The 21596-nt window shown below is 63.7% G+C and carries 23 protein-coding genes; 5 read left to right on the top strand and 18 right to left on the bottom strand.

The window, feature by feature from the left end; all coding sequences use genetic code 11:
- Positions 1 to 2: 2 nt before the first annotated feature.
- Complete coding sequence (locus EB815_RS09095) at positions 3 to 581, bottom strand: TetR/AcrR family transcriptional regulator (protein WP_196772388.1); 579 nt, start codon at positions 579 to 581, stop codon at positions 3 to 5.
- 97 nt (positions 582 to 678) lie between these two features.
- On the opposite strand from EB815_RS09095, the gene EB815_RS09100 reads away from it, so the two are divergent.
- Positions 679 to 1587, top strand: a complete 909-nt coding sequence (locus EB815_RS09100) for an SDR family oxidoreductase (protein ID WP_056568311.1) — start codon at positions 679 to 681, stop codon at positions 1585 to 1587.
- A 16-nt stretch (positions 1588 to 1603) separates the two neighbouring features.
- Here the strand turns inward: EB815_RS09100 and EB815_RS09105 are convergent, their stop codons facing one another.
- Complete coding sequence (locus tag EB815_RS09105; RefSeq protein WP_056568314.1) at positions 1604 to 1951, bottom strand: GFA family protein; 348 nt, start codon at positions 1949 to 1951, stop codon at positions 1604 to 1606.
- A 201-nt stretch (positions 1952 to 2152) separates the two neighbouring features.
- On the opposite strand from EB815_RS09105, the gene EB815_RS09110 reads away from it, so the two are divergent.
- Complete coding sequence (locus tag EB815_RS09110; protein WP_056568317.1) at positions 2153 to 3442, top strand: amidase; 1290 nt, start codon at positions 2153 to 2155, stop codon at positions 3440 to 3442.
- 26 nt (positions 3443 to 3468) lie between these two features.
- Here EB815_RS09110 and EB815_RS09115 read toward each other — a convergent pair whose 3' ends face one another.
- The 5 genes from EB815_RS09115 to EB815_RS09135 all read right to left on the bottom strand — a co-directional run bounded on the left by EB815_RS09115 (position 3469) and on the right by EB815_RS09135 (position 7719).
- A complete protein-coding gene (locus EB815_RS09115; RefSeq protein WP_244494007.1) occupies positions 3469 to 3786 on the bottom strand; it encodes a hypothetical protein in 318 nt (105 codons plus the stop codon).
- Positions 3787 to 3887: 101 nt separating this feature from the next.
- Positions 3888 to 4880, bottom strand: coding sequence for a hydroxyacid dehydrogenase (locus EB815_RS09120; protein ID WP_244494006.1), 993 nt, complete (start codon positions 4878 to 4880; stop codon positions 3888 to 3890).
- A gap of 2 nt (positions 4881 to 4882) precedes the next feature.
- Positions 4883 to 5599: a FadR/GntR family transcriptional regulator gene (locus EB815_RS09125; RefSeq protein ID WP_056568322.1), complete on the bottom strand. Its 717-nt coding sequence runs from the start codon at positions 5597 to 5599 to the stop codon at positions 4883 to 4885.
- A 2-nt stretch (positions 5600 to 5601) separates the two neighbouring features.
- Entirely contained in the window at positions 5602 to 6771 is a 1170-nt protein-coding gene (locus tag EB815_RS09130; protein WP_056568326.1) for a mandelate racemase/muconate lactonizing enzyme family protein, read from the bottom strand.
- A 60-nt stretch (positions 6772 to 6831) separates the two neighbouring features.
- Positions 6832 to 7719, bottom strand: coding sequence for a sugar phosphate isomerase/epimerase family protein (locus tag EB815_RS09135; RefSeq protein ID WP_010911615.1), 888 nt, complete (start codon positions 7717 to 7719; stop codon positions 6832 to 6834).
- 399 nt (positions 7720 to 8118) lie between these two features.
- Here EB815_RS09135 and EB815_RS09140 point away from each other — a divergent pair, with 399 nt between their 5' ends.
- The 3 genes from EB815_RS09140 (at position 8119) to EB815_RS09150 (ending at position 11568) form a co-directional block, all read left to right on the top strand.
- Positions 8119 to 9174 carry a sugar phosphate isomerase/epimerase family protein gene (locus EB815_RS09140; protein WP_056568335.1) on the top strand — a complete coding sequence of 352 codons (1056 nt, stop codon included), beginning with the start codon at positions 8119 to 8121 and terminating at the stop codon, positions 9172 to 9174.
- 144 nt (positions 9175 to 9318) lie between these two features.
- A complete protein-coding gene (locus tag EB815_RS09145; protein WP_171883279.1) occupies positions 9319 to 10506 on the top strand; it encodes a Gfo/Idh/MocA family protein in 1188 nt (395 codons plus the stop codon).
- Between the two features lie 210 nt (positions 10507 to 10716).
- On the top strand, positions 10717 to 11568 hold the full coding sequence (locus EB815_RS09150) for a sugar phosphate isomerase/epimerase family protein (protein ID WP_056577920.1): 852 nt from the start codon (positions 10717 to 10719) through the stop codon (positions 11566 to 11568).
- A gap of 157 nt (positions 11569 to 11725) precedes the next feature.
- Here the strand turns inward: EB815_RS09150 and phnE (EB815_RS09155) are convergent, their stop codons facing one another.
- The 11 genes from phnE (EB815_RS09155) to EB815_RS09205 all read right to left on the bottom strand — a co-directional run bounded on the left by phnE (EB815_RS09155) (position 11726) and on the right by EB815_RS09205 (position 21595).
- Positions 11726 to 13093, bottom strand: a complete 1368-nt coding sequence (phnE, locus tag EB815_RS09155) for a phosphonate ABC transporter, permease protein PhnE (protein WP_056577966.1) — start codon at positions 13091 to 13093, stop codon at positions 11726 to 11728.
- Between the two features lie 89 nt (positions 13094 to 13182).
- Entirely contained in the window at positions 13183 to 14097 is a 915-nt protein-coding gene (gene phnE, locus EB815_RS09160; protein WP_413814142.1) for a phosphonate ABC transporter, permease protein PhnE, read from the bottom strand.
- 112 nt (positions 14098 to 14209) lie between these two features.
- The gene (gene phnD / locus EB815_RS09165) at positions 14210 to 15118 is read right to left on the bottom strand and encodes a phosphonate ABC transporter substrate-binding protein (RefSeq protein WP_056577916.1); all 909 of its coding nucleotides are present in this window, start codon (positions 15116 to 15118) and stop codon (positions 14210 to 14212) included.
- Between the two features lie 100 nt (positions 15119 to 15218).
- On the bottom strand, positions 15219 to 16076 hold the full coding sequence (phnC, locus tag EB815_RS09170; protein ID WP_056577913.1) for a phosphonate ABC transporter ATP-binding protein: 858 nt from the start codon (positions 16074 to 16076) through the stop codon (positions 15219 to 15221).
- Between the two features lie 130 nt (positions 16077 to 16206).
- Positions 16207 to 16917, bottom strand: coding sequence for a DUF1868 domain-containing protein (locus EB815_RS09175; protein ID WP_056577911.1), 711 nt, complete (start codon positions 16915 to 16917; stop codon positions 16207 to 16209).
- Positions 16918 to 17006: 89 nt separating this feature from the next.
- Positions 17007 to 17624, bottom strand: coding sequence for a DapH/DapD/GlmU-related protein (locus EB815_RS09180; protein ID WP_056577910.1), 618 nt, complete (start codon positions 17622 to 17624; stop codon positions 17007 to 17009).
- Positions 17621 to 18328 (bottom strand): phosphonate C-P lyase system protein PhnL, encoded by a 708-nt coding sequence (phnL, locus tag EB815_RS09185; protein WP_056577908.1) that lies wholly within the window; start codon positions 18326 to 18328, stop codon positions 17621 to 17623. Before phnL ends, EB815_RS09180 begins: the two co-directional genes overlap by 4 nt.
- Positions 18329 to 18397: 69 nt before the next feature.
- Positions 18398 to 19174 (bottom strand): phosphonate C-P lyase system protein PhnK, encoded by a 777-nt coding sequence (gene phnK / locus EB815_RS09190; protein WP_056577906.1) that lies wholly within the window; start codon positions 19172 to 19174, stop codon positions 18398 to 18400.
- Positions 19171 to 20070 carry an alpha-D-ribose 1-methylphosphonate 5-phosphate C-P-lyase PhnJ gene (locus EB815_RS09195; RefSeq protein ID WP_056577904.1) on the bottom strand — a complete coding sequence of 300 codons (900 nt, stop codon included), beginning with the start codon at positions 20068 to 20070 and terminating at the stop codon, positions 19171 to 19173. The genes phnK and EB815_RS09195 overlap by 4 nt, the downstream gene beginning before the upstream one ends.
- Entirely contained in the window at positions 20067 to 20486 is a 420-nt protein-coding gene (gene fosX / locus EB815_RS09200) for a FosX/FosE/FosI family fosfomycin resistance hydrolase (protein ID WP_056577902.1), read from the bottom strand. The genes EB815_RS09195 and fosX overlap by 4 nt, the downstream gene beginning before the upstream one ends.
- Positions 20483 to 21595: a carbon-phosphorus lyase complex subunit PhnI gene (locus EB815_RS09205; RefSeq protein WP_056577900.1), complete on the bottom strand. Its 1113-nt coding sequence runs from the start codon at positions 21593 to 21595 to the stop codon at positions 20483 to 20485. The genes fosX and EB815_RS09205 overlap by 4 nt, the downstream gene beginning before the upstream one ends.
- Position 21596 lies beyond the last annotated feature (1 nt).

Below are 21596 nucleotides of genomic sequence, written 5' to 3' on the forward strand. Positions count from 1 at the left end.
CATTATGGTTCTCGGGCCGCTGCCGTTGTGATGGCGGCAACGAAGCGGTTGAGACTGTCCTCGATATAGGTGGCGACTTCAGTCGTCGGGTCGAAGCTCCACCACAGGAGGGCGCCTTGCCAGTGCGACGCCATCAGCAGGCCGATGTCCGGGGGCGGTGTGGGCGTTGCCACGAAACAAGCCGCCAGTGCCTTGCAAAGGGCTGTCTTCCAGGCCGCGCCGCGCGTCCTGAGCACGGGGTCACGCAAATCCTCGCGCAAGACGAGCAGGCCTTCGGCATAGGCTTCGATGCCGCCATAACCTTGCGACAGAGCCACCAGCAATTCAATGGCGCCGGCCGGGGTCTTGGGCACGCTGGCGGCCAGCGTCCTGGTCCTGTCGTCGAGACCGTCCCAGGCATGCAGCAAAGTGCGCTGATTCAACCGCGCCTTATTTCCAAAGCGCTGCACCAATGTTGCACCGGAGAGGCCACAGGCCTTTGCCAGACGCTCGAAGGTAAGCGCCTCCGGGCCATGCTCGTGGATCAGCCGCAATGCGCTCTCCAGCACCTGCTCGTCGGATTGGGTCTTGGGGCGGGTCATCTTGACATTCCAATATAACCGAATGATCATTTATATATGATGGACGTGGCGCAAGCCATCCCCATTTGATCGATGGTGCTGTTTTTGGGAGCGTTCAATGACGTTGCAAGGAAAAGTTGCCCTGGTTGCCGGTGGCACACGAGGTGCCGGGCGCGGCATAGCGGTCGAGCTCGGCGCTGCCGGCGCCACTGTCTATGTCACTGGGCGAAGCACGCGCGCGCGGCAATCCGAGTATGCCCGGCCCGAAACAATCGAGGAGACGGCGGAAATGGTTACGGCGAGCGGCGGCAGGGGCATCGCCGTGCAGGTGGATCATCTCGTGGCCGACGATGTGCGCAGTCTGGTCGAGCGCATCCGCACCGAACAGGGCCGTCTCGATATCCTGGTCAACGACATCTGGGGCGGTGAAAAGCTGTTCGAATGGGACAAGCCAGTCTGGGACCACAATCTGGAGAACGGTTTGCGCATGCTGCGTCTGGCCATAGACACGCATCTGATCACCGCCCACCATGCGCTACCTCTCATGATCGAGCAGCCAGGCGGGCTGCTGGTCGAAGTCACGGACGGCACCGCCGAATACAATGCCGATCACTACCGCCTGTCGCCTTTCTACGATCTCGCCAAGGTCGCCGTGAACCGCATGGCTTGGGCCCATGCCAAGGACCTTGCGAAACACGGAGCCACCTCAGTCTCGCTGACGCCCGGCTGGTTACGGTCGGAGATGATGCTGGAAGCCTTCGGGGTGCGCGAGGAGAACTGGCGTGATGCGACCGCGACGGTGCCGCATTTCGTCATTTCGGAGACGCCGCGCTTCGTTGGGCGCGCCGTTGCCGCGTTGGCTGCGGATCCCAATCGCTCACGCTGGAACGGGCAGTCGCTGTCCAGCGGCGGGCTGGCGCAGGTCTACGGCTTTACCGATCTCGACGGTTCGCGGCCCGATGCCTGGCGCTACGTGCCGGAGGTCCAGGACGCCGGCAAGCCAGCCGACGCAACGGGCTACCGGTGATGCGGCATGGGAGCGCTCAGGCCGAACGCCCGTCGAAATCGAAGACCGGCAAGGTGGACGGGTCGATATCGGCGACGCAGTTGAGGTTGATGTAGGCGGTGCGTTCACCGCTTTCGCGGATATCCTCGGCGAAAGGGTGGATGCCGCAGGTGCGGCAGAAGCGGTGCGCCATGGTGTGGTTGCCGAATGTGTAAGTGCCCAGATCATCGCCCCAGGCCAGGACGGTCAGGCTCTCATGCGGGATGGCGCACAGCAAGGCGCCCTTGCGTGAGCAGATCGAACAATTGCACCTGATGGCACCGGTCAGTTCCGCCTTGAATTCGAGGCCGACCTTGCCGCAGTGACAGCTGCCTTTGTACAGCATCAGTATCTTCCTATCGCTGGCAGGTGCAAAGGCACGCTAGCCGGGCTATGCCTTTCGCAGGCCCAACCGGCTGCGTTAAGTCCTTGTTTTTTCGCAATTCCGAAGGGCAAAAGCGCCATGCGCTTTGCCCGGGGAAAACCGCACGCACTTTTCCTGAAATTGCTTTAAAGACGTTGCATTCTGACGGAGTCCGACATCGACATGCAATCCATCCGCGACCGTCTCGAAATCATCCTGTCACGTCTTGCCAATCGTGCTGCCGACGAGATGGTTTTCACCAGGCTCTATGTCGAACCCGCGCGGGCCGCGGCGGACGCCAGCGACGCCCGTAAGCGCGCCCGTGTGACGCTCGGACCGCTCGACGGCACCGTCGTCTCGATCAAGGATCTGTTCGATGTCGCCGGCGAGCCAACCAGGGCCGGCTCGCTGATGCTCGGAACCGGCGCGCCCGCTTCGGGTGACGCCGCCATTGTCCTTCGTCTGCGGCAGGCCGGTGCGGTCATCATCGGCAAGACCAACATGACCGAATTCGCCTTCACCGCGATCGGCGACAACATGCACTACGGCACGCCAGGCAATGCCGCTGACGCCGCACGCATCCCCGGCGGCTCGTCGTCCGGCGCCGGCGTTTCCGTCGGCGAGGGAACGAGCGACATCTCGATCGGATCCGACACCGGCGGGTCGATCCGCATTCCCGCCGCGCTCAATGGCGTCGTCGGCTTCAAGCCGACGGCGCGGCGCGTGCCGCTGGCCGGCGCCTTTCCGCTGTCTGGCACCTTGGATTCGATCGGGCCGCTTGCCCGAACCGTCGTGCAATGCGCCGCCGCCGACGCCGTGATGGCCGGCGAGGCGCCGACCGAGCTGGTGGCCATGTCGCTCGCGGGACTTCGCGTTGGTGTGCCGCGGGGCGTTCTTTTCGGCGACACGGACGGTGAGGTCATGACGTCGTTCGAGCGTTGTCTCGGCAAGATCGAGCAGGCTGGCGCGCGCATTGCGGATCTGTCGATCGACGACATGATCGCCGATCTGCGCGCGGCGACCAAACGTGGCTCGATCGCTGCCATGGAGGGGGCCGAGGTGCATGCCGACTGGCTGGCGACAGGCGCATCGGTGCCGGTCGACCCGCACGTCAGCGGGCCTTTGTCGCGAGCGGCAATGCTGCCGGTGCCGGTCTACATCAGGGCCTTGCGCCGCCGCCGCGCGCTTGTCGCCGCCATGGATGAGCGGCTGGCGTCGGTCGATGTGCTGGTGCTGCCGACCACGCCGGTGACGGCGCCGACCATCGTCTCCATGGCTGAGAATGCCGAGTTGCGCGACCACGTCGAAGGCCTGCTGTTGCGCAACACACAGGTCGCCAACCAGTTCGACCTCTGCGCGATCTCGCTGCCGATGCCTGATATGGCGCTGCCGGCCGGACTGATGCTGGTCGCGCGCAATGGCCACGACCGGCATCTGCTGCGGATTGCCGCCGAAGTGGAGCGCCTGTTCTGACGGGGCGGTGTGCCTCAGATAGGCAATCAGTGCGCCGCGCAGCGCTTGCGTTCGCCTGTCTTGGAAGCGCGTTCGACATTGGTAACGACCAGCATCGGCGGGTCGTTTGGCTCACCGCGATGCTGGATGGATCCTCGGATGACGAGCTTTCCCGCATGGAGCTTGTCGGAGAAGCCAGGTTCGGATCTGTTCAGCGGCGACAATTCGGTGGTGTTCAGCGCCACGCCCTTGATGATCTTGCCAGTGACCAAGTCGAGTGCATTGCCCGACGGGCAGGGGTCCCTGATGCAGACGATCCCATTGCTGCAGTAGACATAATCGCTGCTTTGTGCCGCAGCGAGCACGGGCAAGCCCGCAGTCAAACATGCGGCAAGACCAAGAAATGCAAGGCGAACACCGGACATGGCCGCACCGTCACGAAGAATTGCGGCGAAACCGCGATGCTCTAGATATCGACCGGAAACCGTCTCCGGTAATGATCGACAACTTCCGGATTGCGCAGATTGACCGGCAGCTTGCCGGCCAGCACGAGCAAGGCTTCGCCCGCCGCGCCGACGCCCATGCGCATCATCGATTCCTCGGTAATCCCTGCCATATGCGGGGTGATGATGACGTTGTCGAAGCCGAAATAGGGATGATTGGACGGCAGCGGCTGCGTCGAGAACACGTCGAGCGCGGCGCCGCCGATGCGGCGCTCCCGCAAGGCCTCGATCAGGGCGTCGTCATCGACGACCGGCCCACGCGAAACGTTGATGAGCAGCGCGTTGGGTTTCATGCGCGCGATACGCTCGCGGCTGATCAGGCCACGCGTCTCCGGCGTCAGCGGACAGCAGAGCACGATGATGTCGCTCTGCTCGACCAGCGCGTCGATCGACAGGAAGCCGACCTTGTCCGGCGCCGGCTGCATGCTGCGCGTCGTTGCCACCACTTTCAGGTCGAAACCATGCGCCGCGATATGACCGACGGCCTGGCCGACGGCGCCGAGGCCGACGATCCCGATGGTCTTGCCGGCAAGCTCGACATTGGTGTTGGCATGCTCGCGTCCGGCGAGCCAGCCTTTGGCGCGCAGGTCGCGGTCGACCCTGCGGAATTGCCGCAGCAGCGCCAGCGCGGTGAACATGACGTGCTCCGCGACCGAGCGCGCGTTGACCGCCGGCACGTTGGCCACCAGCACGCCGGCGGCGGCCGCCGCTTCCATTGGTATCATGTCGAGCCCGGCGCCATGGCGGATCGCCGCCCGCAGCTTCCAGGCACCCTCGAACAGGGCTGGTGGCAGCGGCGCGCGCACGATGACGATGTCGGAATCCTTCGCCTCCCGGGTCAAGGTGGCGGCATCGAGGGCCGAAGCGATGACGAGTTGACCGGCGCCGGCGAGCTTGGCCGAGGCGCGCGGGTGCAGCGGATGGGTCGACAGGATCTTTGGCACGGACTGGACCACGGTCAGGCCTTTTCGAGCGCCGGGCTCGCGGCAACCGCGTTGCCGCCCTCGATCAGTCCCTTCCAATAGCTCTCCGCGCCTTGAAGGTGGGCACTCATCAGCGCCTGGGCGAGATTGCCGTCGCGGCGCAGCAAAGCCTCGTAGATCTGCACATGCTCGGCATGCGAGCGCACGCTGCGTTCGGGATCGTTGAAGTAGATCGGCAGGCGCTGTTCGCCCATCAGATAGTAGACGCTGCAGATGTTGTGGAAGACGCTGTTCTTGGTGGCGCGAACGATCTCGAGGTGGAACTCGCGGTCTTCCTTGGCGAGGCCTTCGCCGGCGGCGATGCGCTCCTCGGAAGCCTTGAGGATCTCGCGCAGCCGTTCGAAATTCTCCTCGGTGGCGCGCGAACAGGCAAGCTCGGCGGCCTTGATCTCATGGATCTTGCGCAACTCGACCGTCTCGTAGATCTGCAACGGATCGAGCGGCAGCCCGGCGCGCGCGAACAGGGCCAACGCCTCGACGCTCGCCTGCTTGGTGTCGATGTAGATGCCGGACTTCGCCCGACGCTCGACGATGCGCATGGCTTCCAGAATGGCCAGCGCCTCGCGGATCTGGCCGCGGCTGACGCCGAAATGCTCGGCCAGTTCACGCTCCGACGGCGTGCGGCCGGTCTCGCTGTCCGAGTGGGAGAACAGATAGGCGGCGAGTTCCGCGAGGAGGTTCTTTTCTTTCATCGTCAACTGCGTTGCGCGTGCGCCTCTAGGAATCGCTCCGAAATGGTGAACCCCAATCCGGGCTTTTCCGGGATCGCTATCATACCGTCCGTTGCTTCGACAGTCTCTTCGATCAGATCATGGATCATCGGGTTGGCGCCTAGCGAATATTCGACGATGAAACTCGACGGCGAGGCGGCGCAGACATGCAAGCCGGCGAAGAAGCACGGCGCGCCGGCCCACAGATGTGGCGCAAAGCGCAGGTTGAAGGCGCTGGCGATGGTGCCGATCTTCATCGCCTCGCTGATGCCGCCGCAGAAGGCGGGATCGGGCTGGAAGATATCGGCTGATTTGAGCACGGCAAGATCGCGGAAGGCATAACGCGTCGCCTCGCTCTCGCCGGTGGCGATCGGAACAGCGCCGGAGGCCCGCACTTCCGCCATGCCCGGTTTGTCGTCGGCAATGATCGGCTCCTCGAACCAGGCGAGATCGAGGTCGTTGACAAGGTGAATGAAGCGCTTGGCTTCCGCCACCGTATAGGTGCCGTGGGCGTCGACCATCAGTTCGACATCGGGGCCGAGCGCCTGGCGTGCGGCGCGCACACGCGCGGCGGAGACGTGTGCTGCCCCATCCATGGCGCCGACCCGCATCTTCAGCGCCTTGAAGCCGCCCCGGGCGATGTAGGATTTCAATTGCTCGCCGATGGCATCCGCGGACGCCCAGCCGCCCGAGGCATAGGCCTGCATGCGGTCGACCTTGCGGCCGCCGAGCAGCCGCCAGACCGGCACGCCGAGCGACTTGCCCAGGATGTCCCAGAGCGCGATGTCAATCGCGCTGATGGCGGCGATGCTCATGCCGCGCCGGGCCAGCTGCGGCATGGCGTGGCCGGTGCGCGCGGCACTGTCGTGGCGCACGCCATTGTAGAGCATCTCCCAGATGATTCCGATATCGGCCGGATCGCGGCCGATCAGCTGCGGACCGACCTCATGGTTCAGCATGTGGACGAGGGCGCCGTAGCTGCCGGCGCTGCCGGCGGCGTTCTTGCCTTCGCCCCAGCCGACCAGCCCGTCATCGGTTTCGATGCGCAGGATGGCGGCGTCGAAGGTCGTCACCTGGCCGAAATCGCTGCGGTGCTGCCGAGCGGCTTCGATCGGGATGCGGACCCACCAGGCTTGGACGGTCTTGATGCGCATGTCTTTCCCCAGCCCTGCCGCCGGTCAGGGCGGAAGGGCAAATTTCCCAAAAGCTATCGACTACTTGATCAGCGGCAGCAGCGTTTCGGCGGTGATGCGCATCTGGTCGGTGTAGAATTTCTCGGTGAGCACGCTGGAGCCGTGATCCTGGATGAACTTCAGCTGCTCCGGCGAGATATCGACCGGGTGGCGCTCGACCATTTCGGGATAGGGCGCCGCCGGCGTGCGGTCGACCGGGGCGACGAACTCGTTGGTCAGCGCGCCGTCGTAGCCCACTTCCTTCAAGGTGGCGACGATCTTCGGCCAGTCGATTTGGCCAAGGCCGGCGGCGAAGCGGTTGTTGTCGGCGACATGGAAGTCGAACAGGCGCTTTCCGACCTTACGGATGGCGTCGTAGACGTTAAATTCCTCCATGTGGATGTGGTAGGCGTCGAGGCAGACGCCGCATTCGGGGCTCACGGCATCGGCCAGCGCCAGCGCCTGGGCGCCACGATTGAACAGGTAGGTCTCGAAGCGGTTGAGCGGCTCGACCGCGATCTTGACGCCGACCTTCTTGGCATGGGTGAAGCACTCGCGGGTCGCGTCGACCACCCACTTCCATTCCTCTTCCTCGGTGCCGTCCGGCACTACCTTGCCGACCGTTGCCGGAACCAGCGTGATGATCTCGCCGTCGAGTTCGCTGACCATGGTCAGGACGTCCTTGACGTACTGCACCGAGCGCTCGCGCTGGCCCTGGTTCTTGGCGGCAAGGTTGCGTTCGCCCAGCATCAAGGTCACCGCGCCCCAGCAGCGGATGCCATGCTCCTTCAGCAGCGCCCGCGTCTCCTTGGTCTTGTACTGTTCGGGCTCACCGGAAATCTCGATCGACTCATAGCCGAACTTCTTGATGCGCTTTAGGGTCGTCTCCAAGGGTTCCGCGCGCATCCAGTTGTGCGTCGAAAGATGCATGGTCTGTCCTTCCCAATTCGTCCGTATGGTTTGCCTGCGACATGCATCGCCGAAAGGCGACGCAAGGGTTCCTCCCCAAGGCACCCCCAGCCTTTTCCTGCAAACTGGTTCGACCAATTGGGCCTGAAGTGAGGTCTACAGCAAATTTCCTGGAACGGCAAGAAGCGCGGAAGCGCAACTTCGTGTGCGAATTATTCCATTGATTGTATTGTGATATATGGCGATATTTCGAGCTTGCCGACGGCTTTGATGATACGTTGCGAGGCTTGACCAAATTCCGCTATTTGGTAATACCAGAATGGCAGTGCCTCCAAAGCGCCTGGTGCGAAAGACCAAAATGGCTGGCCCTGCTTCCAATCGGCGCTATGCTTGGTCGCGACAAAATGAGGGAGGATGCCGATGCCAACGACAATGAAGGGCCCTGGGCTGTTTCTGGCGCAGTTCGCGGGTGATGCGGCGCCATTCAATTCGCTGGCCTCGATCACCAAATGGGCCGCCGGTCTCGGCTATAAGGGCGTGCAGATCCCGACCTGGGACGGGCGCCTGTTCGACCTCAAGAAGGCAGCTTCTTCCAAGACCTATTGCGACGAGGTCAAGGGCATCTGTGCCGATGCCGGCGTCGAGATCACCGAACTGTCGACGCATCTGCAGGGGCAGTTGGTGGCGGTCCATCCGGCCTATGATACGCAGTTCGACGGCTTCGCGCCGGCCTCGGTCCACAACAATCCCAAGGCGCGGCAGAAATGGGCGGTCGAGCAGATGAAGTTCGGCGCCAAGGCATCGCGCAATCTCGGGCTGAATGCCTCGGTGTCGTTCACCGGCTCGCTGGCTTTCCCTTACCTCTATCCCTTCCCGCAGCGGCCGGCCGGACTGATCGAGGAGGCCTTTGGCGAACTCGGCAAACGCTGGAAGCCGATCCTCGATGTGTATGAGGACAATGGCGTCGATGTCGGCTACGAAATTCATCCTTCCGAGGACGTGTTCGACGGCGCCACCTTCGAGATGTTCCTCGATGCGGTCGGCGGCCACAAGCGCTGCAACATCAACTACGACCCGTCGCACTTCCTCTTGCAGCAGCTCGACTATCTCGAATTCATCGACATCTACCACGAGCGCATCAAGGCGTTCCACGTAAAGGATGCCGAGTTCAACCCGACCGGCCGGCAAGGCGTCTATTCCGGCTATCAGAGCTGGACCAACCGCGCCGGCCGCTTCCGCTCGCTTGGTGACGGGCAGGTGGATTTCGGTGGCATCTTCTCCAAGCTGACGCAGTACAATTATGATTCCTGGGCGGTGCTGGAGTGGGAGTGCTGCCTGAAGCATCCGGAAGACGGCGCGGCCGAAGGCGCGCCCTTCATCCAGCACCACATCATCCGCGTGACGGAAAAGGCATTCGACGACTTTGCCGGCGGCACCACCGACAAGAAGCTGCTGCGCTCGATGATGGGCATCTAGCGCGACTTTTCCCTCCCCCTCGAGGGGAGGGTGCTCCGAGTGGCTGGGTCGGTTCATCCCGAACTCCGCCTTTTACGACCCATCAGATCCGCTGCGCGGATCGACCCCTCCTCGAGGAGAGGTAATAGCACGAGGGAGAGAGACATGGTCGGCGCATCGAAGGCGGAAGCGGGAGGCGGCCCGATCCGCTACGGCATGGTGGGTGGCGGGCAGGGCGCCTTCATCGGCGCGGTGCATCGCATCGCGGCGCGCATGGACAATGATTTCGTGCTGGTCGCGGGCGCCCTGTCGTCCGACCCGGCGCGTGCCAAGGCGTCGGCGGTCGAACTCGGCCTCGATCCGGAGCGCAGCTACGCGTCCTACGCCGAGATGGCCAAGGCCGAGGCGAAGCGCCCCGACGGCATCGAGGCGGTTGCCATCGTCACGCCCAACAACGTGCACGTGCCTGCAGCCAAGGCCTTTCTCGAGGCCGGCATCCACGTCATCTGCGACAAGCCGCTGGCAACGACACTGGCCGAAGCGAAGAAGCTGGCGGCGATCGTCGAGAAGACCGGCAAGGTGTTCGTGCTCACCCACAATTACACCGCCTATCCGATGGTGCGGCAGGCGCGCGAAATGGTGGCCAAGGGCGTGCTCGGCGACATCCGCATCGTGCAATCGGAGTACCCGCAGGACTGGCTGACCGAGGACCTTGCCGCGACAGGCCAGAAGCAGGCGTCATGGCGAGGCGATCCCAAGCAGGCGGGCGCCGGCGGCGCGCTGGGCGACATCGGCACGCATGCCTACAATCTCGCCCGCTTCGTTTCCGGACTGGAGCTGGATTCGCTGTCGGCCGATCTCGACGCCTTCGTGCCGGGGCGGCAGCTTGACGACAATGTCAACGTCATGCTGCGCTTCAAGGCGCCGGGCAAGGCGCATCCGGCCAAGGGCATGATCTGGGCCAGCCAGGTGGCGCCGGGCCACGAAAACGGGCTGAAGCTGCGCATCTATGGTTCGAAGGGCGGGCTGGAATGGGTGCAGGCCGATCCGAACTATCTCTGGTACACGCCGTTCGGCCAGCCCAAGCAGTTGATCACCCGCAATGGCGCCGGCGCGCTGCCGGTGGCGGGCCGTGTCAGCCGCGTGCCGTCGGGCCATCCCGAGGGCTATCTCGAAGGCTTCGCCAACATCTACCAGGAAGCCGCGCGCGCCATCCGCGCGGCGCGCAAGAAGGGTGGCAAGCCGGGCAAGGAGGTCGTCTTCCCGACCATCGACGATGGCGTCGAAGGCATGGCCTTCATCGAGGCCTGCGTGAAGTCTTCCAAGAAGAATGGGGCGTGGACGAAGCTTTAGGCGCGCGCCCCTCACGCTGATTGCCAGCCGAATTGCAAAGGGTAATTCGGGGCAATCCGACCTCTCCCCACGGAAGAGGAGGTGACCGGCGCCAGTGCCAAGTCTTTTCTCCCTTCGGGAGAGGGTGGCCGCGAAACGGCCGGATGAGGGGACTGCCTGGCGCAGAGCTGGAGGCAACAGCCGGCGCGCCATCAAAAAGGGGAGGCGTCGATGAAAATCGGCATGTGCATGTTTTTGTGGACCACGGCCGTATCGAAGAAGCACGAGCCGCTGCTGCGCGACATCAAGGCAACCGGCTTCGACGGCGTTGAGATACCCATCTTCGTCGGTGCGCCGGACGACTACAAGAAGCTCGGCGACCTGCTCGATCGCATCGGTCTGGAACGCACGGCCGTCTCCGCCATGGGCGATCCCTCGATGAACCTGATCTCAGCCGACGCCGCGACGCGCAGGGCCGGCGTCGATTACATGAAATGGGCCATCGATTGCTCCGATGCGCTTGGCGCAAGGACGCTGAGCGGGCCGCTGCATTCGACACTCGGCGCCTTTTCGGGTTCCGGGCCGACGGCGGCGGAGAAGAAGCGCTCGGTTTCCTCGCAGCGCACCATCGGCGACCATGCCGGCAAGAAGAATGTCGCCATCGGGCTCGAGGCGCTGAACCGCTTCGAATGTTATCTCCTCAACACGATGGCCGATCTCTCGGAACACATCGACGCCATCGACCGGCCGCACATCAAGGCGATGTACGACACTTTCCACGCCAATATCGAGGAGGCCGATCCGATCGGCGCCTATACGAAGCACCGCAGGAATGTCGTGCACATCCACATATCGGAAAACGATCGCGGCGTGCCGGGGCGCGGCAATATTCCGTGGAAAGAGACGTTCGCGGCGATCCGCAAGAGCGGCTATGACGACTGGCTGACGATCGAGTCGTTCGGCCGCTCGCTAAAGGATTTGGCGGCCGCGACCAAGGTGTGGCGCGATTTCTCGGAAACGCCGGAAGCGGTTTATCGCGAGGGCTACAAGCATATCAGGAACGGGTGGAAGAAGGCCGCTTAGGGCATGTCGATATTCGGGTGAGGCCGGCCTGCAGATGCGGGGTTCCTGCGCTTCCGCTGCTCACGTACCCAAAAGTACGCTCCGCTCCGGTTCTCGTAACCCAGCATTTTCGACGCGGCCTGACCCGAATCTCAACATGCCTGAGATGCCGAGATCGCTACCCCTGCTCGGCCTGGATCCGGTTGTAGTCGTGGATGGTGCGGCTCAGCCGCCGGCGCAGGAAGTTCGAGATGTTGTCGAAGATGAAGACGACCAGCAGGATCAAAAGCACCATGTAGAAGACATTGGCCCAGTTGGAGTTGGTGCGCATGGCTTCCCAGAGTTTCAGGCCGATGCCGCCGGCCCCGACCGCGCCGATGATGGTGGCGCCCCTGGTGTTGGATTCCCACTGGTAAAGCGTCTGGCTGATGAACACGGGGATGACTTCCGGCATGACGCCGTAGCGCTGCACCAGAAGGCCGTTGGCGCCGGTTGAAACCACGCCTTCGCGCGGCTTGTCGTCGATATTTTCCAGGGCCTCGGAATAGGTTTTGCCGAGCGTGCCGATCTCGGTGAAGAAGATCGCCGCACTGCCGGCCAGCGGGCCAGGGCCGAAGGCGCGGGTGAAGAACAAGGCCCAGATCAGCATGTCGACCGAGCGCATGAAGTCGAAGAAGCGCTTGAGGACCTGGCCGAGCACGCCGCTCGGCGTGATGTTGCGGGCGGCGAAGAAGGCAAGCGGAAAGGCGACGATGCCGCCGAGCAGCGTGCCCAGAAACGCCATGACGATGGTCTGCAGCAGCTTCGTCCAGACGTCGCCATGCTGCCACTGGGCATTGTTCCAGATGTTGTCGGCGGCGAGCGCAAGGTTCGAGGTGCCGGGCTTGAGTTCGGGGCCGGACATGAGGAGCGAGATCACCTCGCCGGCCGGCTTGCCGAAGAAGGGTGAGCGGGTGTCGAAAACGAAGTTCGCCCAGCCGAGGAAGCGCTTGCGCACCTTGACGCGGTCGACGGTGACGCGGACCTCGCCGACGAAGCCCATCTTAGCGACCACTTCGTCGTCATGCGCCGTCACCCATTCGGGCACCGGACCCTGGACGACCGGCTTACCGCTGGTCAACAGGACGGGAACCGTCTGGCCGTTGGCCGTGATCGTCGCCCGAGTCTTGTCGAAAGTGACGGATTTCGCCGGCCCGTCGATCAGGATCGTATAGGTGCCGTCCGGATTTTTCATCACCCAGTCGGGGTTGGGATTCTCGCCGAGTGCCGAGAAGCGCGGATATTTCGGCGTGATCTCAGGCTGGTCGAGGCGGAATTCCGGCTGCAGGTCGTAGCTGATCCACTGCGTCAGGAAGAGCGGCAGGCGCTCCCAATGCGACTCCCGCAGCACCTGCGGCAGGTTGAAGAACCAGAGGACATAGACGAGGTAAAGCAGGATGCCGGCGAACAGGAACAGCGGCGAGAAGCGCTTGTACAGCGGGCGCCGGAACACTTGAGGGTAGCGCTCCTCGATCGACAGGATCTCGTCTGCGGTCATGGAAGCCATGATTTCTCTTTCCATTTGACCATGATCTCTTGGACAAAACGGTTCCCGTTTGTCCGGGAAAGCCGGATGCCACTTTTCGGGATCATGGTCTAAGCGCCCATCATGAAGGCCTGTTCGCCAACCAGCTTGCGGCGCAGCCAGGCGGAAAACTGGTCGATGATGAAGATGGTGGTGAACAGGAGAAGCACCAGCGCCAGCGTCTTGGCGCCGAAGCCGCGTGAGATGGAAAGCTTCAATTCCTCGCCGATGCCGCCGCCACCGACGGCGCCGATGATGGTGGAGGCGCGGACGTTGATCTCGACGCGCAGCAATGTGTAGGACATGAAATTGGGCAGGACCTGCGGCAGGTCGGCGAAGCGCACCCGCTCGAACCAGTTGGCGCCCACTGCGCGCAGGCCTTCCTCGGCCCGCATGTCGATGTTTTCGTTGACCTCGTAGAACAGCTTGCCGAGCGCGCCGATCGAATGCAGGCCGATGGCGATGATGGCCGCGATCGGGCCGATGGAGACGATTGCCGCGAACAGGCCGGCGATGACGATCTCCGGAAAGGCGCGCAGCAGTTCCATGACGCGCTTGACGACCAGCCGCAGCAGCGGGTGCGGCGTCAGGTTGCGCGCCGCGATGAAGGAGAATGGCACGGCGAGGACGAAGCCGATGACGGTCGAGACGAGCGCCACGTTGACCGTGGTCAACATAAGCTCGAAATATTCGGGGACGTAGAAACCGCCCCAGACATAGACGCGGCCAAGCGGAAAGTTGAATTCCTGTGAGCCGTTGTCGTGCGGCGAGGCAATATCGAAGAGCGCCCGCCAGACGTCGTTCCAGTCCTTGGGGACGAGCCAGCTCAGGAAATCCAGAATATGCGGCAGCCGGTCGAAGAAATGGCCGGCATTGGCTTCGTCGGCGAACCACATGCTTGCCAGCATCGCGGCGAGAAGCAGGCCGACGCCGAGCACGGTATAAAACCGGCGCAGCGACGTCTGGCGTCGCCAGGCATCGGCCATCTGATGGGCGGCGCCAGACGGCGTTGTCAAAGAGGGGGCTGTCACGGAGAGGGTCATGGTCGGAGATGCAAAAAGGGCGGTACCTGAGGTACCGCCCCCTGCAATTTCGCCGTTAGCCGCCGATGGCTGCCTTACGGGCTTCGACGATGACGTTGTAGAAGTCCGGCTTCACCGGCACATAGCCGGTGAAATCGCCGCCTTCGACGCCTTCGAAGCAAGCCTTGTCCTTGGTCGGGAGTTCGGTGAAGAAGGCGGCGAGCTTGGCGGTCATGTCCTCACCGATCGCCGTGCGCACGACCAGCGGGCCATTCGGAATCAGGCCCGAGCGCCAGACTTCGACGAAGTCGTTCGGGTCGACGGCGCCCTTGGCGACGACCTTGTGGAAGGTGCCCGAGGTGAAGCCGTTCTTGAAATCGCCGATGCCGGAGGAATCGTCCACCGCCACGTCAACCTTGCCGTCGCGTACGGCCAGGATGTTGTTCTCGTGGCCGCCGTTGAACTGGGTCGAGGCGAAGAAGGTTTCGTTCGACGCGCCGGTGTCCTTCGGGATCTGGGTCAGCGGGATCAGGTAGCCGGAGGTGGAGTCCGGATCGGCATAGCCGAGCTTCTTGCCCTTCGCGGACTTGATGTCGGTGATGCCCGAGGTCTTCAGCGCCAGGCCGATCGAGTAATAGCCGGTGGAGCCGTCGGTCTGCTTGGTGGTGAGGATCGGGGTGACCGCCTTGGGGTCCTTGAGATAGACGCTGGCATAGCCGGAGGCGCCGAGTTCGGCGAAGTCGAGGGTGCCGCCGAGCAGGCCCTGGATGACGCCGTCATAGTCGGCGGCCGGGAACAGCGAGACCTTCTCGAAGCCGAATTCGGCCTTCAGGTGATCGGCCAGGCACTGGTAGTTGCGCAGGCGGTCGGTTTCGTTCTCGCCGCCGAGGATACCGACACGGAATTCCTTCATGTCGGCCGCGTGGGCCATGTTGGTCGCCATCGCGAGCACCGAAACGGCGCTCAAAACCATCTTCCTGAACATTGATGTCTCTCCTGTAAGTTCCGGCCCCGCGCCGGCAGCGTTCTTGATCTTGACAAGTGCCCTTGACGCGGGCGGACGATCCAGCCGCTCTTTCTTGAACTCAGTAACCTGGGAAAGCAGGTTCGAGCGGTCCGGCGGATGCTGCGATCTTTTGCTTGAAGGCAACGCTGGTGGAGGTGATGGCCTCCGATATCTCTGCGCCGTTGCTGTCGGCGCCATAGACGAGGCGCACGGCCTCGCGGTTCAGTTCCTCGGGTGGACCGTCGAAGACGACCTTGCCGGCGGCCATGCCGATTATGCGGTTGCAATAGGCGCGCGCGGTATCGAGCGTATGCAGATTGGTGACGACGGTGATGCCTTCGCGCAGATTGATGTCCTGCAGGGAATCCATCACCACCTTGGCGTTGAGCGGGTCGAGCGAGGCGATCGGCTCGTCGGCGAGGATAACCTTGGGCTGCTGCATCATGGCGCGGGCGATAGCGACGCGCTGCTGCTGTCCGCCGGACAGCGTGCCGGCGGGCTGCAAGGCGGTACGGGCGATGTCGAGCCGCTCCAGGGCCGCGACCGCCTCGGCGCATTCGGCGCGCGAGAACATGCCGAGAAGGTTGGACAGGGTCGAACGATGGTTCAACTTGCCGAGCAGCACGTTGGTCAGCACGTCGAGGCGCGGCACCAGGTTGAACTGCTGGAAGATCATGGCGCAATCGCGCTGCCAGCGCCGCAGCGGTGAGCCGCGCAACTGGGAGACCTCGGCGCCGTCAAAACAAATCGACCCCTGGCTGGGGTCGACGAGACGGTTGATCATGCGAAGAAGGGTCGATTTGCCAGCGCCCGAACGGCCGATGACGCCGACCATCTGACCCTGCGGGATCGAGATGGTGACGTCGCTGACGGCGGTGTTCTTGCCAAATCGTCGGCTGACACCGCGGATTTCGAGCGTGGCAGGGCTTGCTGACATGGGCTGGTTCCAGTCCGGTCCATATTGATCGTCAGGCATTCGCCTAACGCAGCCACATGAACCTGCCGTGTCGCCAGCATGTCAGTTTTGTTACACTCCACAGGCTTGGCGAACGGCGACTTGCGGGCAATCAGCCGAGCACCAGCAATTCCTCGAAATGCTTCATGTCGCGGAAGGCGCAGAGGGCGGGCGCCTTGATCTCGATTATCGGAGCCTGCCTTGCGAAAAGCGCCAGGCAATCGTCGAACAGTGCCTGCCAGGCCGCGGCCCTGTCGTCGGCGAGACGCTGGATCTGGTAGGCGAAGGTGATGTGGAAGACGTATGTGTCGTGATCGGGATGCCGGTAGCCGAACGGCACCGCCAGCGCATCGCGCCATTGACGCATGATGCGCACATCCTCGTCCGTCGCGCCGGCAACGGTGAGGCCGGTCGGCACGACCTCGATCACCTTGATGTTGAAGGGGCCGAAGCCCTTGAAGCCCTTCAGGCGCTCCAGATAGAGGCGAGTCATCGCATCGATGCTGGTGTCTAGCGGCACGTCGTGCGGCCAGAAGGGCAGGCGGCGGCGATATTCGATGATGCCCTGGAACAGCGTCATGTGCAGGCTGGAGACGGGCGTGAAGGCGAGCCGGTGGGCGTCAGGCATCGCCAGCATCTTCTCACGCACGCCAAGCACCACGGCCTCGGATGGCGAACCTCCGACCAGATGGCTGACGACGGTGTTGCCTGGCTCGGTCAGGAAATTGCCCGATGTGTCGTACCGGGTACCGAGATGCGTCGGTGGGGTCGGATTGGAGCCGGCAAAGAATCCGGCGAGCGAGGGTCTGAGGGTGTCGGGCATGGCTATCTCCTTGGGGAGATGGCGTCCTGTCCGAGTCCTGTGTCAAGGATGTGAACAGGCTCCCCGATGACGATGATGTGGGGATTCACCTACCCCTCGTATTTCTCCAGGAAGGCCTCGGCCGAAAGCTCGCGAAAATCATCAAGTGACGCGCGCAGCCTGGCATGGTCCCAGTCCCACCAGGCAAGCGCCTGGTAGCGTTCGGCGGTGCGGCGGTCGAAGCGCTCGCGGATCGGCCTTGCCGGCACGCCGGCGACGATGGTGTAGGGCGCGACATCCTTCGACACGACGGCGCCGGCGCCGACCGCGGCGCCATCGCCGACACTAACGCCGGGCAGGACGGTCGAACCGTGACCGAGCCAGGTGTCGTGGCCGATGCTGACGCGCTTGGCGCGGCGCTGGGCGAAGAACTCGCTCTCATGCTCGGCATCGTCCCAATAGTCCGAGGCGCGGTAGGTGAAATGGTGCAGCGTCGGCCGCCAGGTCGGGTGATTGGTGGCGTTGAGGCGCACGCTTGCGGCGATGTTGGCGAACTTGCCGATCGTCGCGCACCAGACGGCGCAATCCTGCATCATGTAGGAATAATCGCCGAGCTCGCTTTCCGAAACCCGGCTGCGGTCGGCGATCTCGGTCCAGCGGCCAAGCGTCGAGTTGTGCACCTCCGCCGTCGGGTGGACCAGCGGCGTCTCCGACAATTTCCTGGTCATGCGGCGAGTTTTCCCGGAGCAAAGGCGGTGACGTCGATGATGCGGTCGGCAACCGCCTCGCGCACATCGTGATCGTGGAAGATGCCGAGGAGGGCGACGCCAGCCGCCTTCTTGGCGGCGATGAGTTCGATCACCACGTCGCGGTTGGTGGCATCGAGCGAGGCGGTCGGCTCGTCGAGCAGCAGGATCGGGTGTTCGGTGATGAAGCCGCGCGCGATGTTGACGCGCTGTTGCTCACCGCCGGAGAAGGTCGCTGGCGGCAGCGCCCAGAGTTTTTCCGGCAGGTTGAGCTTTGCCAACAGTGCGCGCGCCTTGCCTCTGGCCGCCTCGCGCTCCTCGCCGCGTTCGACCAATGGCTCCGCGACGACATCAAGCGCCGAAACGCGCGGCACGGTGCGCAGGAACTGGCTGACATAGCCGATCGTTTGCCGGCGCACGGCAAGCACGGTGCGCGGGCTGGCATTGGCGAGATCGATCAGCCCGTCCTCGTGACTGACGATGATCTGACCTTCATCGGCGGCATAGTTGCCGTAGAGCATTTTCAGGATCGAGCTCTTGCCGGCACCGGACGGACCGCCGAGCACCGTGCATTCGCCAGCCTTGATCGAGAATGAGACACCAGCGACGACGGGCAGCTTGATGCCGTCGCGCAGGTGCATGGTGAAGCTCTTGGCGACGTCGGAAACAACGAGCGGGGTTGGCATGATCAGTGTCCTTTGTCTTGCCGCATGATCCGGTCCGAAAACCGGCTTCCACTTTTCGGGATCATGCGGCTACACCTGCAGAATCGAGGAAACGAGAAGCTGCGTGTAAGGCGCGCGCGGATCATCGAGCACGCGGTCGGTGAGTCCGCTTTCGACGACGCGGCCGTCCTTCATCACCATCATGCGCTGGGAGAGAAGACGTGCGACGGCAAGGTCGTGGGTGACGACGATGGCCGCGAGACCAAGATCGGTGACCAGTCCGCGCAGGAGATCAAGCAGTCGCGCCTGCACCGAGACATCGAGGCCGCCCGTCGGCTCATCCATGAACACCAGCCGTGGGCCGGTGACGAGGTTGCGGGCGATCTGCAGGCGCTGGCGCATGCCGCCGGAAAAGGCGCGCGGCTCGTCGTCGATGCGGTCTTCCTCGATCTCGACGCGTGACAGCCAGTCGACGGCCGTGGCGCGGATCTTGCCGTAGTGGCGGTCGCCGACCGCCATCAGCCGTTCGCCGACATTGGCGCCGGCCGACACCGTCATGCGCAGGCCATCGGCCGGGTTCTGGTGGACAAAGCCCCAGTCGGTGCGCATCAAGAAGCGGCGCTCGGCCTCGCTCATGCGGTAGAGCTCACGAAACTGGCCGTCGCGCATGCGGTAGCTGGCGGTGCCGGAGGAAGGTAAGAGCCGCGTCGACAAGCAGTTGAGCAGCGTCGTCTTGCCGGAACCGGATTCGCCGACGACAGCCAGGACCTCGCCCGGCCACAGGTCGAAGGTGACGTTGTCGCAGCCGACGCGCGAACCGTAGAATTTGGAGAGCGCCGAGACGCGCAGCAACGGTTCGTCGGTCATTGTGCCGGCTCCATTTTTTCCGAGGCATGATCGGCATCGGGGGCAAGGTGGCCGCGATGGCCGTCGGCTCGCCGCTTCTCGCAGTGGTCGGTGTCGGAGCAGACGAACATGTGGCCGCCGTGGTCGTCGAGGATGACCTCGTCGAGATACACGTTCTCGGCGGCGCACAGCGCGCAGGGCTGGTCGAAGGTCTGCACCTCGAAGGGGTGGTCCTCGAAGTCCAGGCTGACAACATCGGTGAAGGGCGGCACCGCGTAGATACGCTTTTCGCGACCGGCGCCGAACAGCTGCAGGGCAGGCGAGCGGTGCATCTTGGGATTGTCGAATTTCGGCGTCGGCGAGGGATCCATGACATAGCGGCCTTCGACCTTCACCGGATAGGCATAGGTGGTGGCGATGCGGCCATGCTTGGCGATGTCCTCGTAAAGCTTCACATGCATGAGGCCGTATTCCTCCAGCGCATGCATTTTTCGCGTTTCGGTCTCGCGCGGCTCGAGGAAGCGCAGCGGCTCGGGGATCGGCACCTGGTAGACCAGCACCTGGCCCGCGGTCAGCGGATGTTCGGGAATGCGGTGGCGGGTCTGGATGATGGTGGCGCTGGCGGTATCGGTGGTGACAGCGACATTGGCGACCTTCTTGAAGAAGGCACGGATCGACACCGCGTTGGTGGTATCGTCGGCGCCCTGGTCGATGACCTTCAGCACATCATCCGGACCTATGATCGAAGCGGTGACCTGGACGCCGCCGGTGCCCCAGCCATAGGGCATCGGCATCTCGCGCGAGGCGAACGGCACCTGATAGCCGGGGATGGCGATGCCCTTGAGGATCGCGCGGCGGATCATCCTTTTGGTCTGCTCGTCGAGATAGGCGAAGTTGTAGGTGGCTATGTCGGTCATGATGCTATCTCCAATCCCTTGGCATAGCGCGCCAGCCGGTCCGCAAGCGTGCCGGTGTGCAGTTCGAACATGTGGTTGTCGTCGTCGTAGAAATAGATCGAGCGGCCCTCGCCCTCGACGCGCGGACGCGGCGGGCGCATGTGGAGGCCTAGCTTGGCGACACGCTCGGCGTAACGGTCGAAATCGGCGTCATCGATCTTGAAGGCGATGTGGTTATAGCTGCGCTCCGGCAATGCCTCGCCTTCCATGATGGCGATCCAGATGTCGCCGATCAGGAAGAATTTTTCGCGCGACAGCGAGAACTGGTCGGCGTCGCTGGCATAGACCTCGCGCGCGTCGAAGACGCCCTCGAGGATGGCGCTCATCCGGTCGAGGTCGCGGACGATGAAAGTCATGTGGGACAGGCCTTCGATCATTCCGCGGCCTCCCGCTTTTCGTCCACCTTTGTGGGGTGCTCCCGAGCGTCGTACTCGGCGCGCATACGGCGCACGAGGTCGAGTTCGGCCTGGAAGTCGACATAGTGCGGCAGCTTCAGATGCTCGACGAAGCCGGTCGCCTGGACATTGTCGGAGTGCGAGATGACGAACTCCTCGTCCTGGGCGGCGGCGACAATGTCCTCGCCGAGTTCGGAGGCGCGCAGAGCCCGGTCGCAGAGCGCCATGGCCATCGCCTTGCGCTCGCTCTGGCCGAAGACGAGGCCGTAGCCGCGGGTGAATTGCGGCGGCGCCTTGGCCGATCCCTTGAACTGATTGACCATCTGGCATTCAGTGACCCGCACCGTGCCGAGCGGGGCGGCGAAGGGCAGTTCGGGAGTGTCGAGTTCCAGTTCAACCTCGCCGATGCGGATTTCGCCGACAAAGGGATGGTTGCGGGCATAGCCGCGCTGGGTGGAATAACCGAGCGCCAGCAGGAAACCCTCGTCGCCGCGCGACAGCGCCTGCAGGCGGATGTCGCGCGCCATCGGGAATTCCAGCGGCTCGCGGGTGATGTCGCCAGGCACGTGGTCCTGCGGCATCTCGCCATCCGGTTCGATCAGGCCTTCGCGGGCAAGGATCGCCGAGACGCGCGGCATGGCCTGCGCTTCCGTCTCGCGCTGCAACGGCTCGGCGACATCGGCGCCGGCGGCAAGCTCGGGATCGAGCAGCCGGTGGGTGTAGTCGAAGGTCGGGCCGAGAAGCTGGCCGCCGGGCAGGTCCTTGTAGGTTGCCGACACGCGCCGCTCGACCCGCATCGTGCCGGTGTCGATCGGCTTCGAATAGCCGAAGCGCGGCAGCGTGGTGCGATAGGCGCGCACCAGGAAGATCGCCTCGATCATGTCGCCGCGCGCCTGGACGATGGCGAGTGCGGCCAGTTCACGATCATAGAGCGAGCCTTCGCTCATCACCCGATCGACGCCGAGCGACAGTTGCTCGACGATCTGGTCGAGGCGCAGGGCGGGCACCGAACGGTCGCCGCGCCGGCGGTCGGCGAGAAGGCTGTGGGCATTGGCGATTGCGGCCTCGCCGCCCTTTACCGCGACATACATC

Origin of the sequence: Mesorhizobium loti (assembly GCF_013170705.1) — a bacterium.
Classification (GTDB): domain Bacteria; phylum Pseudomonadota; class Alphaproteobacteria; order Rhizobiales; family Rhizobiaceae; genus Mesorhizobium; species Mesorhizobium loti_D.

Bases quoted from the DNA above. Each gene is read 5' to 3' on its own strand.
- EB815_RS09095 (WP_196772388.1), bottom strand. From the start codon at position 581: ATGACCCGCCCCAAGACCCAATCCGACGAGCAGGTGCTGGAGAGCGCA.
- EB815_RS09100 (WP_056568311.1), top strand. From the start codon at position 679: ATGACGTTGCAAGGAAAAGTTGCCCTGGTTGCCGGTGGCACACGAGGT.
- EB815_RS09105 (WP_056568314.1), bottom strand. From the start codon at position 1,951: ATGCTGTACAAAGGCAGCTGTCACTGCGGCAAGGTCGGCCTCGAATTC.
- EB815_RS09110 (WP_056568317.1), top strand. From the start codon at position 2,153: ATGCAATCCATCCGCGACCGTCTCGAAATCATCCTGTCACGTCTTGCC.
- EB815_RS09125 (WP_056568322.1), bottom strand. From the start codon at position 5,599: ATGAAAGAAAAGAACCTCCTCGCGGAACTCGCCGCCTATCTGTTCTCC.
- EB815_RS09130 (WP_056568326.1), bottom strand. From the start codon at position 6,771: ATGCGCATCAAGACCGTCCAAGCCTGGTGGGTCCGCATCCCGATCGAA.
- EB815_RS09135 (WP_010911615.1), bottom strand. From the start codon at position 7,719: ATGCATCTTTCGACGCACAACTGGATGCGCGCGGAACCCTTGGAGACG.
- EB815_RS09140 (WP_056568335.1), top strand. From the start codon at position 8,119: ATGCCAACGACAATGAAGGGCCCTGGGCTGTTTCTGGCGCAGTTCGCG.
- EB815_RS09145 (WP_171883279.1), top strand. From the start codon at position 9,319: ATGGTCGGCGCATCGAAGGCGGAAGCGGGAGGCGGCCCGATCCGCTAC.
- EB815_RS09150 (WP_056577920.1), top strand. From the start codon at position 10,717: ATGAAAATCGGCATGTGCATGTTTTTGTGGACCACGGCCGTATCGAAG.
- phnE (WP_056577966.1), bottom strand. From the start codon at position 13,093: ATGGCTTCCATGACCGCAGACGAGATCCTGTCGATCGAGGAGCGCTAC.
- phnE (WP_413814142.1), bottom strand. From the start codon at position 14,097: ATGGCCGATGCCTGGCGACGCCAGACGTCGCTGCGCCGGTTTTATACC.
- phnD (WP_056577916.1), bottom strand. From the start codon at position 15,118: ATGTTCAGGAAGATGGTTTTGAGCGCCGTTTCGGTGCTCGCGATGGCG.
- phnC (WP_056577913.1), bottom strand. From the start codon at position 16,076: ATGTCAGCAAGCCCTGCCACGCTCGAAATCCGCGGTGTCAGCCGACGA.
- EB815_RS09175 (WP_056577911.1), bottom strand. From the start codon at position 16,917: ATGCCCGACACCCTCAGACCCTCGCTCGCCGGATTCTTTGCCGGCTCC.
- EB815_RS09180 (WP_056577910.1), bottom strand. From the start codon at position 17,624: ATGACCAGGAAATTGTCGGAGACGCCGCTGGTCCACCCGACGGCGGAG.
- phnL (WP_056577908.1), bottom strand. From the start codon at position 18,328: ATGCCAACCCCGCTCGTTGTTTCCGACGTCGCCAAGAGCTTCACCATG.
- phnK (WP_056577906.1), bottom strand. From the start codon at position 19,174: ATGACCGACGAACCGTTGCTGCGCGTCTCGGCGCTCTCCAAATTCTAC.
- EB815_RS09195 (WP_056577904.1), bottom strand. From the start codon at position 20,070: ATGACCGACATAGCCACCTACAACTTCGCCTATCTCGACGAGCAGACC.
- fosX (WP_056577902.1), bottom strand. From the start codon at position 20,486: ATGATCGAAGGCCTGTCCCACATGACTTTCATCGTCCGCGACCTCGAC.
- EB815_RS09205 (WP_056577900.1), bottom strand. From the start codon at position 21,595: ATGTATGTCGCGGTAAAGGGCGGCGAGGCCGCAATCGCCAATGCCCAC.